The organism is Pseudonocardia yuanmonensis (assembly GCF_039542425.1).
In the GTDB taxonomy this organism is placed as follows: domain Bacteria; phylum Actinomycetota; class Actinomycetes; order Mycobacteriales; family Pseudonocardiaceae; genus Pseudonocardia; species Pseudonocardia yuanmonensis.
The window spans coordinates 20,933-33,676 of record NZ_BAABIC010000030.1; the positions used below are offsets into that span (position 1 = coordinate 20,933).

13 protein-coding genes are annotated in these 12,744 nt (G+C 74.2%); 11 read left to right on the plus strand and 2 right to left on the minus strand.

Annotated features, from left to right (window positions below; all coding sequences use genetic code 11):
- Positions 1-213: 213 nt before the first annotated feature.
- Positions 214-1,221, plus strand: a complete 1,008-nt coding sequence (locus ABD990_RS30355; RefSeq protein ID WP_345384211.1) for a tyrosine recombinase XerC — start codon at positions 214-216, stop codon at positions 1,219-1,221.
- Positions 1,196-2,452: a FliA/WhiG family RNA polymerase sigma factor gene (locus tag ABD990_RS30360; protein WP_345384212.1), complete on the plus strand. Its 1,257-nt coding sequence runs from the start codon at positions 1,196-1,198 to the stop codon at positions 2,450-2,452. The genes ABD990_RS30355 and ABD990_RS30360 overlap by 26 nt, the downstream gene beginning before the upstream one ends.
- 39 nt (positions 2,453-2,491) lie before the next feature.
- Here ABD990_RS30360 and ABD990_RS30365 read toward each other — a convergent pair whose 3' ends face one another.
- On the minus strand, positions 2,492-2,974 hold the full coding sequence (locus ABD990_RS30365; RefSeq protein WP_345384213.1) for a M23 family metallopeptidase: 483 nt from the start codon (positions 2,972-2,974) through the stop codon (positions 2,492-2,494).
- 697 nt (positions 2,975-3,671) lie between these two features.
- On the opposite strand from ABD990_RS30365, the gene rpsB reads away from it, so the two are divergent.
- The 6 genes from rpsB (at position 3,672) to ABD990_RS30395 (ending at position 8,650) form a co-directional block, all read left to right on the plus strand.
- Positions 3,672-4,541 (plus strand): 30S ribosomal protein S2, encoded by an 870-nt coding sequence (gene rpsB / locus ABD990_RS30370; protein ID WP_345384214.1) that lies wholly within the window; start codon positions 3,672-3,674, stop codon positions 4,539-4,541.
- A 94-nt stretch (positions 4,542-4,635) separates the two neighbouring features.
- Positions 4,636-5,451 (plus strand): translation elongation factor Ts, encoded by an 816-nt coding sequence (gene tsf, locus ABD990_RS30375; RefSeq protein ID WP_345384215.1) that lies wholly within the window; start codon positions 4,636-4,638, stop codon positions 5,449-5,451.
- 4 nt (positions 5,452-5,455) lie between these two features.
- Entirely contained in the window at positions 5,456-6,208 is a 753-nt protein-coding gene (gene pyrH / locus ABD990_RS30380) for a UMP kinase (RefSeq protein ID WP_345384216.1), read from the plus strand.
- A gap of 32 nt (positions 6,209-6,240) precedes the next feature.
- Positions 6,241-6,798, plus strand: a complete 558-nt coding sequence (frr, locus tag ABD990_RS30385) for a ribosome recycling factor (protein WP_345384217.1) — start codon at positions 6,241-6,243, stop codon at positions 6,796-6,798.
- 195 nt (positions 6,799-6,993) lie between these two features.
- Positions 6,994-7,899 carry a phosphatidate cytidylyltransferase gene (locus ABD990_RS30390; RefSeq protein ID WP_345384284.1) on the plus strand — a complete coding sequence of 302 codons (906 nt, stop codon included), beginning with the start codon at positions 6,994-6,996 and terminating at the stop codon, positions 7,897-7,899.
- A gap of 22 nt (positions 7,900-7,921) precedes the next feature.
- Positions 7,922-8,650: a class I SAM-dependent methyltransferase gene (locus tag ABD990_RS30395; RefSeq protein WP_345384218.1), complete on the plus strand. Its 729-nt coding sequence runs from the start codon at positions 7,922-7,924 to the stop codon at positions 8,648-8,650.
- A gap of 1 nt (position 8,651) precedes the next feature.
- On the opposite strand, the gene ABD990_RS30400 is transcribed toward ABD990_RS30395, so the two are convergent.
- On the minus strand, positions 8,652-9,323 hold the full coding sequence (locus tag ABD990_RS30400) for a Rieske (2Fe-2S) protein (RefSeq protein ID WP_345384219.1): 672 nt from the start codon (positions 9,321-9,323) through the stop codon (positions 8,652-8,654).
- 149 nt (positions 9,324-9,472) lie between these two features.
- Here ABD990_RS30400 and ABD990_RS30405 point away from each other — a divergent pair, with 149 nt between their 5' ends.
- From ABD990_RS30405 to ABD990_RS30415, 3 genes are all read left to right on the plus strand, one after another.
- The gene (locus ABD990_RS30405; RefSeq protein ID WP_345384220.1) at positions 9,473-10,030 is read left to right on the plus strand and encodes a hypothetical protein; all 558 of its coding nucleotides are present in this window, start codon (positions 9,473-9,475) and stop codon (positions 10,028-10,030) included.
- Between the two features lie 165 nt (positions 10,031-10,195).
- Positions 10,196-11,308, plus strand: coding sequence for a dual-specificity RNA methyltransferase RlmN (gene rlmN / locus ABD990_RS30410; RefSeq protein ID WP_345384221.1), 1,113 nt, complete (start codon positions 10,196-10,198; stop codon positions 11,306-11,308).
- Between the two features lie 350 nt (positions 11,309-11,658).
- On the plus strand, positions 11,659-12,726 hold the full coding sequence (locus tag ABD990_RS30415) for an ATP-dependent DNA ligase (protein ID WP_345384222.1): 1,068 nt from the start codon (positions 11,659-11,661) through the stop codon (positions 12,724-12,726).
- The last annotated feature ends 18 nt before the right edge of the window (positions 12,727-12,744 follow it).

The window sequence follows — 12,744 nt, forward strand, 5'->3', positions numbered from 1 at the left end:
AGCCCCGCGACGGGCGGGGCGGGGACGGGGCGTCCTGGTTCAGCGCCGTTGTCGGTCCGGGCCGAGGCCGGAGAGCCGAGTGCTCGACCCGCTGGGCGGCCCCGCGTCGGCCATCGGCGGCGACCCACGCAGGCGGGTGAGCTGCCGGCACCCGCGCCGATGCCTCCGGCGTGGATCGTTGACCGGGGCGGGGACGACCCGCACCGTCGGGGGATGGCGCCGCCCGAACCCGCGAACCCGCCGGAAGATCGGTCCGAGAGCGAGCACGCCGGATGCACGCCCGGCGGTTCCGCCGACCCGCGCGCCGATCCGTCCCACCGCACACTCGCGGCCGACGTCGGGGCCGCGGTGGAGCGCTTCGTCCGACACCTCGAGCTGGAGCGGGGCCGGTCCACCCACACCGTGCGGGCGTACCGCTCGGACCTCGCCGGGATGCTCGGGGGGCTGCCGTCCCTGGCGTCGCTCGACCTCGCGCACCTGCGGCGGCGGCTCGGGGAGGCGCACGCGGCCGGGACCAGCCGCGCCACGCTCGCCCGCCGCGCGGCCGCGGTCCGGACCTTCACGGCGTGGGCGGCGCGCGCCGGGCTGATCACGAGCGATCCCGGGGCCCGGTTGAGCTCGCCGAGCTCGCGCGGAGCCCTGCCCGAGGTGCTGCGGGAGGACCAGGCCGCCGCGGTGCTCGACGCGGCCGTCTCCGGCGCGGCCGAGGAGCACCCCGAGGCGCTCCGCGACCTCGCGCTGCTCGAGGTCCTGTACGCGACCGGCATCCGGGTGGGCGAGGCCTGCGGGCTCGACGTCGACGACGTCGACGACGAGCGGCGGACCCTCCGCGTGCTGGGCAAGGGCAACCGGGAGCGGACGGTGGTGTTCGGCGTGCCCGCGGCCGACGCGCTGCGGCGCTGGCGTGCCCTCGGCCGCCCGGCGCTGGCCCGTCCGGGCTCTCCGCCCGCGCTCTTCCTCGGGGTCCGCGGCGGACGCCTCGACGCCCGCGTCGCACGCACGATCGTGCACCGCGTGATGGCGGCGCTGCCCGACGCGCCGGACATCGGACCACACGGCTTCCGGCACGCCGCGGCGACACACCTGCTCGACGGCGGCGCCGACCTTCGTCACGTACAGGAGTTGCTTGGTCACGCTACGCTGTCGACCACTCAGCTGTACACGCACGTGACCGTCGACCGTCTGAAGGTGGTCCATGACCAGGCTCATCCCCGGGCATGACGTTCCGGACGTCGAGTCTGCGCAGGTCACGCACACGATCGGCATGCTGGCCGGAGCCCTGGCCAGGGCCCTGACCACCGCGGACGAGCCGCCGGTCGCCGAACGCAGGGTGTCACTGCGGGCGGTCCCGGCCGAGTGCGGGGTGACACCGGACGTGGCGGGCCCGGAATCGAACCTCGGCGGGCCGCACCGCGCCGCCGAACACGTCGCCCTCGTCGCCCCGCTCCGGCCCGACACGCCCGACGCCCTCGCGGTTCCCCCGATCGCGCACCGCCCGTCGGTGAACGGCACGCCCTCCCCGAAGACCCCGGTCGCCGACGCGGTCGGCACGCCTGGCGCCGCTGCGGCCCCGACGCGCATCGAGCCGGCGACGGCCGGTGCGGACAGGGACGAGGTAGCCGAGGACCGCGGTGCCGGAGACCGGACCGGCGGGGATCGCGTCGCCGGAGATCGCGTCGCCGAGGGTCGAGCCGCCGGGGACCGCGCCGCCGCCGACATCACCTCGACGCTGTGGGCGGACTTCCTCGCGAACCGCACCCCGGCTTCCCGCGACCGGCTCGTGATCCACTACCGCGCGCTCGTGCGGGGGGTCGCGGGCAAGATGGTCAGCGGCCTGCCCGTGCACGTCGACGCCGCCGATCTGGTGCAGGTCGGCATGTTCGGCCTGATCGACGCGGTCGAGCGCTTCGAGCCCGAGCGCGAGGTGCGTTTCGAGAGCTACGCGGCGCAGCGCATCCGCGGGGCGATGCTCGACGAGCTGCGCGCACAGGACTGGGTCCCGCGCACGGCCCGCGCGCGGCGTCGCGAGGCCGAGCGGGCGCGGGAGCGGCTGGAGACGCGGCTCGGGCGCACGGTCGAGGACCGGGAGCTCGCCGAGGAGCTGGGCGTGGGGCTCCGGGAGCTGCGCGGGATGCTGCAGCACCGCCAGCTGGTGAGCGTGGAGGCGCTCGAGGCCGGCGGCGAGAGCCAGGTGCCCGTCGCCGAGCTGGTGCCGGACGAGTCGGCGCCGAGCCCGGCCGAGATCGTGGAGCACGGCGAGACGGTGCGCGAGCTCGCCCTCGCGGTCGGCGCGCTGGGGGAGCGGGACCGGGAGGTCGTGCGCCTCTACTACCTGGAGAACCGGACCCTCGCCGAGATCGGCCGCCTGCTCGGGGTCACCGAGTCGCGGGTGTGCCAGCTGCACTCCCGCCTGGTCACGCGGCTGCGCACCCGCCTGACCGAGCCCGCCTGAGCGGGTCGGCCCGGCGCGGCAGTCGACGGCGGCGCCCGCTCATCCCGGCCACGGATCGGGCAGCGGCAGCAGCCGGACGTGCCGTGGCCGCAGCAGCACCAGCGGATCCATGTACTCGGACGTCGACCGCACACCCCGGCGCACGCCCCAGTGCAGGCAGGCCTCCGCCGGGCACCCGGCGTGCCCGGCCTCGAGCACGCCGATCGGGTCGCCCCGCGCCACCCGCACGCCGACGGCGACGGTGCCGGTGACCGGCTCGTAGGTCGTCCGCAGCCCGTCGGCGTGCTCGACCGACACCACACCGCGCCCCGCCACCGGCCCCGCGAACACGACGACCCCGTTCCGGGCCGCGAGCACCGCCTGCCCCACGGCGCCGACCAGGTCGGCGCCGCGATGCCCGCGGCCGTAGCGGAAGGGCGGCCGGTCGAACGGCCGCGCGACCGCCGGCGTCGGCGACAAGGGCCACCCGTACTCCACTCCCGGCGCGAGCGTCTCGGCGGTCGGCTCCTGGGGCGCTGGCATGGCCGACGCCTGTTCGGGCGCCGGCTGCCCGGGTGCGGGCTCCTCGGGCCTGGACGTCTCGAGCGTGGGCTCCACGGGCGCGGGCGCGGAATCGACCTGTGCGGCGAAGGCGACTCGCGCCACCCCACCCCCGCCCCCCACCCCGATCCCCGTCCCGAGCAGCTGCCCGCTCAGCACGAGGCCCACCACGACCCGCCGCCCCACCGCCCGTCCGGTCCGCCGAACCCGCTCAGCCGCCTGCCCGGCCGCCCGCACAGCCCTCTGGTCAACCCACCGCACCCGCCCCGCCCGCCGACCCACCGTCCGTCCCGCCCGCCCCATGCCGTCACCCTGCCCATGAGCAGGGGGGACCGGGCGTCGTGGGGACGATCGATCCACAGGCCTCCGAGCCTGGGGACGGATCGGTCCGGCGGGGCCGTCCCGGGTGAGGTCGATCGGCGGCCGGGCGTACACTCGACCACGCACCTCGACCGCTCGAGGTGACTTCGCGCGCTCGCGTGCCCTGCGGAAGCGGGGTCGGCGACCGGGCGGTCCCGCATCCCCGCCGAGCGGCCGGGTGCGGGTCCGGGAGCCGGCGCGGCGCCAGGGCGGGGCCCCTCCGCGGGGGTCCCGCGACAACCGCCACGCGCGGACCGGCCGGTGGTGATCGGTGATCACCCGCCGCCGCCCGCGCCCGACCGAGAGGTGAACATCGGCCATGGCCGTCGTCACCATGAAGCAGCTGCTCGACAGCGGCGTGCACTTCGGGCACCAGACCCGGCGCTGGAACCCGAAGATGAAGCGCTACATCCTGACCGAGCGCAACGGCATCTACATCATCGACCTGCAGCAGACGCTGTCGTACATCGACCGCGCCTACGAGTTCGTCCGCGAGACCGTGGCCCACGGCGGCACGATCATGTTCGTCGGGACGAAGAAGCAGGCCCAGGAGGCCATCGCCGAGGAGGCGGGCCGGGTCAACATGCCGTTCGTCAACCAGCGCTGGCTGGGCGGCATGCTCACCAACTTCCAGACCGTGCACAAGCGCCTCCAGCGGCTCAAGGAGCTGGAGTCGATGGAGCAGACGGGTGGCTTCGAGGGTCGCACCAAGAAGGAGATCCTCATGCTCACCCGCGAGAAGGACAAGCTCGAGAAGACCCTCGGCGGCATCCGCGACATGTCGAAGGTGCCGAGCGCGGTGTGGGTGGTCGACACCAAGAAGGAGCACATCGCCGTCGGCGAGGCCCGCAAGCTGGGCATCCCGGTCGTGTCGATCCTCGACACCAACTGCGACCCGGACGAGGTCGACTACCCGATCCCGGGCAACGACGACGCGATCCGCTCCGCGGCGCTGCTCACCCGGGTGATCGCCAAGGCGGCGGCGGACGGCCTCATGGCCCGCTCCGCGCGCGCCCGCGGCGAGGGCGAGAAGGCCGAGGGCGCCGAGGAGCCGCTGGCCGAGTGGGAGCAGGAGCTCCTGACCGGCGGCGGGTCGGACGGCGCGAGCCTGGGCGGCGAGCCGGCCGCGGCGAACGCGGGCTCGGTCCCGGCCAGCACCAGCAACGGCACCCAGCAGACCGCCGGCTGAGCACCACCCGATCACGGCGGCCGGGGCGCACCCCCGCCCCGGCCGCCGGTCGGACCCGACCCACCCGCAGCGCGAAGGACGAGAAGACACCGAGATGGCGAACTACACCGCCGCCGACGTCAAGCGGCTCCGTGAGCTCACCGGCTCCGGGATGATGGACTGCAAGAAGGCGCTCGAGGAGGCCGAGGGCGACTTCGACAAGGCCGTCGAGCTCCTCCGCATCAAGGGCGCGAAGGACGTCGGCAAGCGCGCCGAGCGCTCCACCTCCAACGGCCTGGTCGTCGCCGAGGGCGGCACCATGGTCGAGCTGAACTGCGAGACCGACTTCGTCGCCAAGAGCGACGACTTCGTCGACCTCGCCACCAAGATCCTCGCCGTCGCCGTCGAGCAGAAGCCGGCCGACGTCGAGGCGCTGGCCAAGGCCCCGCTCGAGGGCGGCACCGTGGCCGACGCGATCCAGGCGCTCTCCGCCCGCATCGGCGAGAAGCTCGAGCTCAAGCGGTACATCCACGTCGACGGCCCCGTCGCCGTGTACCTGCACCGCCGCGCCAGCGACCTGCCGCCGGCCATCGGCGCGCTCGTCGCCTACGAGGGCGAGGACGCCGAGGCCGCCCGGAACGTCGCGATGCACATCGCCGCCGCGCGCCCGCAGTTCACCACCCGCGACCAGGTCCCGACCGAGGTCGTGGAGAACGAGAAGCGGATCGCCGAGGCGACCGCCCGCGAGGAGGGCAAGCCGGAGAAGATCCTCGACCGGATCGTCGAGGGCCGGATCACCGGGTTCTACAAGGACGTCGTGCTCCTCGAGCAGGCCTCCGTGCTGGACTCGAAGAAGACCGTGAAGGCGCTGCTGGACGAGGCGGGCGTGACCGTCAAGGACTTCGTCCGCTTCGAGGTCGGCCAGGCCTGATCGCATGAACGACCACGGGATCGACGCCGAGACCACCCGCCCCGGGTACCGCCGCGTGCTGCTCAAGCTCGGCGGCGAGATGTTCGGCGGCGGCGGGCTCGGCGTCGATCCCAAGGTCGTGGAGACCGTCTCCCGACAGATCGCGGAGGTCGTCGCGAGCGGCGCCCAGATCGCGGTCGTGATCGGGGGCGGCAACTTCTTCCGCGGCAGCGAGCTGCAGCAGCGCGGGATGGACCGCGCCCGCGCCGACTACATGGGCATGCTCGCCACCGTGATGAACTGTCTCGCGCTGCAGGACTTCCTCGAGCGCGAGCACCACCTCGACACCCGCGTGCAGACCGCGATCACGATGGGGCAGGTCGCCGAGGCCTACATCCCCCGGCGGGCCATCCGGCACCTCGAGAAGGGCCGGGTCGTGATCTTCGGGGCGGGCGTCGGGATGCCCTTCTTCTCCACCGACACGGCCGGGGCCCAGCGCGCGCTGGAGATCGGCTGCGAGGCGTTGCTGCTGGCCAAGGGCGTCGACGGGGTCTACACCGCGGACCCGAAGATCGACCCGACGGCCGAGATGTTCCACGAGATCACCCATCGCGAGGTGCTCGAGCGGGGCCTCAAGGTCGCCGACGCCACCGCCTTCAGCCTGTGCATGGACAACCGGATGCCGATCATCGTGTTCAACCTGCTGACCGAGGGCAACATCGCCCGCGCGGTCGCGGGTGAGAGGATCGGCACGCTGGTGAGCACACCCGAGACCTGAGAACGACACGCCAGAACGCACCGGGAGCAGCCGTGATCGACGAAACCCTCTTCGACGCCGAGGAGAAGATGGAGAAGGCAGTCGAGGTGGCCAAGGACGACCTGGCCAGTGTGCGCACCGGCCGGGCCACCCCGGCGATGTTCTCGAAGGTGGTCGTCGACTACTACGGCGCCTACACGCCGCTCAACCAGCTCGCCTCGGTGACGATCCCCGAGGCGCGGATGGCGGTCATCAAGCCGTACGACGCCAGCCAGCTCAAGGCGATGGAGAAGGCCATCCGGGACTCGGACCTGGGCCTGAACCCGAGCAACGACGGCCAGATCATCCGCTGCATCATCCCGCAGCTCTCCGAGGAGCGGCGCCGGGAGATGGTCAAGGTCGCGCGCAGCAAGGGCGAGGACGCGCGCATCACCATCCGCAACCTGCGCCGCAAGGCCATGGACGAGTTGCACCGCATCGTCAAGGAGGGCGAGGCGGGCGAGGACGAGGTCACCCGGGCCGAGAAGGAGCTCCAGGGCGTCACGGACAAGTACGTCCACCAGGTCGACGAGCTGGTCAAGCACAAGGAATCCGAGCTTCTCGAGCTCTGAAGGACCGTGACCACCTCGCACAGTGCCGACCACGAGGCCGACCACGAGGCCGACCACGAGGCCGACGGGACCGACCACGAGGCCGACGGGACCGACCGCGGGGCCGACGGGACCGACCGCGGGGCCGACGGGACCGACCGCGGGGCCGACCGGGCCGGTGACGGCCCGCCGACCGATCCCGCAGGGACGCCGCCCGTGACCTCGGACCTCCCGGGGGCGGGGCTGCCGGGCGCGCCCTCGCCGCCGCCGCGGTCCGCGCGGCTCGGCCGGAACCTCGCCGCGGCCATCGCGGTCGGGCTGTCACTGGGTGCCGTCATCCTGGCGTCGCTGCTGGTGCAGCGGCAGGCCTTCATCATCGTGCTGGCGGCCGCCACGGCCGTCGGTACCTGGGAGCTCGCGGGCGCGTTCCGCCGGAGCCGGGAGAAGATCAAGGTTCCGCTGCCGGTCCTGCTCGTCGGTGGGCAGGCGATGGTGTGGCTGGCCTGGCCGTTCGGCCTCCGCGGATCGGCGGTGGCGTTCGCCGTCACGGTCCTCGTGTCGCTGCTGTGGCGGATGGGCTTCGGCGGCGGCGCGAAGGGCAGCGGCCTCAACCCCGCCGACGGGTTCGTCCGGGACGTCGGGGCCGGCATCTTCTCCGCCGCCTACGTCCCGTTCTTCGTCTCCTTCGCCACGCTGCTCGTGCTGCCCGAGGACGGCGTCGGCCGGGTGCTGACCTTCATGATCTGCGTCGTCGCGTCGGACGTCGGCGGGTACGCCGCCGGGGTCGTCGCCGGCAGGCACCCGATGGCCCCGCGGATCAGCCCGAAGAAGTCCTGGGAGGGCTTCGGCGGTTCGCTGCTGGCCGGCATGGTCGCGGGCGCGCTGTCCGTGCTCCTGCTGCTCGACGGCGCCTGGTGGCTCGGGGCGGTCCTCGGCGCCGTCCTCGTCGTCACGGCCACGCTGGGCGACCTCACCGAATCCATGGTCAAGCGGGACCTCGGCATCAAGGACATGGGCACGCTGCTGCCCGGTCACGGCGGCCTGATGGACCGGCTGGACTCGATGCTCCCGGCCGCCTTCGTCTCGTGGGCGCTGCTGAGCGTCTTCGTCCCCGTCACGTGAGGCACGCGCCCCGGATGACCGCATGAGGTACAAGGGCTTCGGCGGGCAGCTCAGGACCGGTCCCGCGATCCCCAGCCCCAACATCTGGCACTGGCCGGACGTGTACGAGCGCGAGAACCGCGCGCAGGACGCCGACGGCGTGCTCTGGGCGGCCCTGCGCACCGCGGCGCCGTGGGCGGGGCGGGACGTCGTCGACGTCGGCTGCGGGGACGGTTTCCACCTGCCGCACTTCGCGCAGGAGGCGCGCTCGGTGGTGGGCGTGGAGCCGCACCCGCCGCTGGTCGAGCGCGGACGGCGGCGCGGGTTCGAGGTGCTGCGCGGGGGAGCGGAGGCGCTCCCGCTGCCCGACGCCTGCGCGGACGTCGTGCACGCCCGCACGGCCTACTTCTTCGGCGAGGGCTGCGAGCCCGGACTCGCCGAGGCGGACCGGGTGCTGCGGCCCGGCGGCGTGCTCGCGATCGTCGACCTCGACTTCACCGTGCCGCCCTACGGCGACTGGCTGCGCGCGGACCTGCCGCGCTACGACCCTGCGGCCGTCGAGCGGTTCTTCGCGCGGCAGGGCTTCACGCAGGAACGCGTCACGTCGACCTGGCGCTTTCGCGACCGGGAGACGCTCGAGGCCGTGCTGCGGATCGAGTTCGCCCCCGCGACCGCGGCACGCGCGATCGCCGAGACGACCGGGCTCAGCATCCCCGTGGGCTACCGGCTGCACACACGCCGCAGGCCCGCCGGGATCATCACCACCCGCTGACTCAGGCCAGGGTGATCCGGTCCCCCTGGACCGCGACGGTCTCCGGCGTCAGGCCCCGGGTGGCCGGTCCGTCCTGCACCTGCCCGTCGAGGCCGAAGACGCTGCCGTGGCAGGGGCACACCAGCGTGGCGCCCCGGACCTCGGACACCGCGCAGCCCTGGTGCGGGCAGGTCGAGGAGAAGCCCCGGTAGGTGCCGGCGGTCGGTTGCGTGACGATCACCTTCTGGTCCGCGAACACCGCGGCGCTCCCGACCGGCACGGCGGACGCCGGGCCGAGCGTGGCGCCCGCGGAGGCCGAGGGCGCGCCCCCCGTCGTGGCCCCGCCGGTGCTCCCGCCGGGGGCGCTGCCCGAGCCGCCGCTCGCACAGCCCGCGGCGAGCAACCCGACGCCGACGGCCGCGACGCCGGCACCGGCCACGGCGGCGCGACGGGAGAGTGTGGGCGCCGCGGCGGGGGAGACCGCGGCAGGGACGGCCGGACGGGTGGCAGGACCGCCGGAAGGGCCGGCGTCCGGGGCGGAGGAGCGGGCGCGTGCGGAACGGGCGGGCGTGGCGGGGGTGGGCGTGTCGGTCGTGGGCGGTGCGGAGGTGTGCGGTGCGGTCGAGGACGGTGCGGTCGAGGACGGTGCGGTGGTGGACGGTGCGGGGCTGGGCGCGGCGGCGGGGTCGGGCATGTCGGCTCCTCACGGGGATCGGCCAGTGTCGTGGTGGTGTCCGTCACCCTGGCACGCCCGGCTGTGGCGGCGCTGTGGGTCCACGGCGGGCTCCGCGGTACGCCCCGGGCCGTGCCCCGGCCGGGTGACGGCCTCGCTACCGTGGCGGTATGAGCCGAACCGCGCGTACCGTTTCCGGCATCCCCCTGCCGCAGCTGGAGATCCTGCTGGGCGGCGCGGGCTGGGTCGCGGGCTCGCTCGGGTTCGGCGCGGGCGGCGGGACCCTGGTCATGGCGGCGGGTCTGCTGCTCACGGGCTGGCTGTTCCTCACCGTCCGGCGGCGCCAGGGGCTCGGTGCCCGCCTGGACCGGGTGCTGCGGACGCGGGTGCTGCGGCTCGCCGTCGTGGTCGGCGTGGTGCTGGTCGTGCTGGGGGTCGGGCTGCCGCTGATCGGGCAGGGCTGGGGCGAGCTGACCGTTCCGGTCGGCGCGGTGGTCGTCGGGGCCGGGTTGTGCTCGCTGTCGACGCTGCTCGGCGAGCGGTCCTTCGTCGCCGTCGGGGGCCTGCTCGTCGTGCTCGGTGCCGTCGGGGCGCTGCTCGCGCTGAACAGCGGGGGCGCCGCACTCCCGCTCGGTGTGGTCGGGATCGGCGGCGCCGTGGTGCTGTGGCTCTCCGGGGCGCGCCGGATCGGGCTGGTCGAGGAGCTGCGCGAGCGCGTCGGCCGGTGAGTCGCGCCCGGGTCTCCGCCCGGGTCTCCGCCCGAGTCGCCGCGAGCGCGGCCCGAGCCGCCGCCCGAGTCGTCGTCCGGGTCGTAGCCCGGGCCGACGGCCGCCCGACGCCGGGCCGAGCCGGGTAGCGGCGCGGTCCGGTGCGGGTGGCACACTGGAAGGGCCATGTCGACATCCCTGCCCCTGGTCTTCGACGCGCCGAAGCGCGCGACCCCGCCCCGTCACCTCGCCGACCTCGAGCCCGCCGACCGCAAGGCCGCGGTGACGGAGCTCGGCCTGCCCGGCTTCCGGGCCGACCAGCTGGCGCGGCACTACTTCGGCAGGCTCACCGCCGACCCGGACGAGATGACCGACCTCCCGGCGGCGGCCCGCGCGCAGCTCGGAGCCCTGCTGCCGCCGCTGGTCGAGACCGTCACCGAGCAGGTCTGCGACGACGGGCAGACCCGCAAGACCCTCTGGCGCGGCCACGACGGCACGCTGGCCGAGTCCGTCCTCATGGGCTACCCGGACCGCGCCACCGTCTGCATCTCCAGCCAGGCGGGCTGCGGAATGGCCTGCCCCTTCTGCGCCACCGGCCAGGGCGGACTGCAGCGGAACCTGTCCACCGCGGAGATCGTGGACCAGGTGCGGCAGGCCGCGCGCAAGGCGCAGGAGGGCGCGCTCGGTGAGCCGCGGCGGCTGTCCAACATCGTGTTCATGGGGATGGGCGAGCCGCTGGCGAACTACAAGCGGGTCGTCGCCGCGCTGCGCCGGATCACCGAGCCCGCCCCGAACGGGCTCGGCATCTCCCCGCGCGGGGTCACCGTGTCGACGGTCGGGCTCGTCCCGGCCATCGACAAGCTCGCGCAGGAGGGACTGCCGGTCACCCTGGCGATCTCCCTGCACACCCCGGACGACGAGCTGCGCGACACCCTCGTGCCGGTCAACAACCGGTGGAAGGTCGGCGAGGTCCTCGACGCCGGGCGTCGCTACGCGCAGACGACCGGTCGTCGCATCAGCATCGAGTACGCCCTGATCCGGGACGTGAACGACCAGCCCTGGCGCGCGGACCTGCTCGGGACGCTGTTGCGCCGGCGGATCGGCACCAGGCGGGTGCACGTGAACCTCATCCCGCTCAACCCCACGCCGGGCAGCGAGTGGGACGCGAGCCCCAAGCCCGTCGAGCGCGAGTTCGTGCGCCGGGTCCAGGCCGCCGGCGTCTCCTGCACGGTCCGGGACACCCGCGGCCAGGAGATCGACGCGGCCTGCGGCCAGCTCGCCGCCACCGCCCGCTCCTGACCACGGGTTGAACGAGCGGCACCCTCGCTCACTAGGTCTGAGTGAGAGCGCCGCTCGCTCAACAGGCTTGAGCGAAAGAGTCGCTCGCTCGCACTGAGCGAAAGTGCCGCTCGCTCACTAGATCTGAGCGAGAGTGCCGTTCGCTCAATCAGCGGGGATCGTCACCCGCCGCGCGTACCTCACCCGGCTCACCCCGAGGTTCGTGCACCGGGACCCCTGCGGCTGCCCGTTAGCGGCAACTGCCGCTAGAGGGGCACTGGCCACTCACGACCCCGGGTGAGCTGCGTGGACGCGTCCCGCCCGGGGGAGTCCGCTCGCCTCCGCCCGCGCCGCACGACACACTGGGCGGCGTGGACCTGCCCGTGATGCCGCCCGTCGCGCCGATGTTGGCCAAGCCCGTCAAGGACATCCCGCCCGGCCGGCTCTACGAGCCGAAGTGGGACGGCTTCCGGTCGATCGTCTTCCGGGACGGCGCCGAGGTGGAGATCGGCAGCCGCAACGAGAAGCCGATGACCCGGTACTTCCCCGAGGTCGTCGAGGCCGTGCTCGCCAACTTCCCGGAGCGCGCGGTGATCGACGGCGAGATCGTCGTGGCCGACACCGCCCGCAACACCCTCGACTTCGAGGCCCTGCAGCAGCGCATCCACCCGGCGGCAAGCCGGGTCACGCTCCTGTCGGAGCAGACCCCGGCCAGTTTCGTGGCCTTCGACCTGCTCGCCGTCGGCGACGAGGACCTCATGGAGCAGCCCTTCGAGACGCGCCGCGCCCGGCTGGAGGAGGTGCTGGCGAAGGCGCAGCCGCCGATCCACCTCACGCCGCTGACCCGCGACACCGACGAGGCCCGTCGCTGGTTCGAGCAGTTCGAGGGCGCGGGGCTCGACGGGCTGATCGCCAAGGAGGCCGACCTGACCTACCAGCCGGACAAGCGGGTGATGGCCAAGGTCAAGCACGAGCGCACGTGCGACTGCGTGGTCGCCGGCTACCGGGTGCACAAGTCGGGGCCCGACGCGATCGGCTCGCTCCTGCTCGGGCTGTTCGACGACCGGGGCGTGCTGGCGTCCGTCGGCGTGGTCGGGGCGTTCCCGATGGCGACCCGGCGGGAGCTGTTCACCGAGCTCCAGCCCCTGGTCACGGACTTCGAGGGACACCCCTGGAACTGGGCCGCGCACCTGGACGGGGAGCGGACCCCGCGCAAGAACGAGCAGAGCCGCTGGAACGCGGGCAAGGACCTGTCCTTCGTCCCGCTGCGCCCCGAGCGGGTCGTCGAGGTCCGCTACGACTACATGGAGGGCGCGCGCTTCCGGCACACCGCCCAGTTCGTCCGGTGGCGGCCGGACCGCGAGCCGGAGTCGTGCACCTACGAGCAGCTCGAGCGGCCCGTCTCCTTCGACCTCGCCGAGGTGCTCGCGGGCGGCTGACCCCGCGGCCCGCCGGGC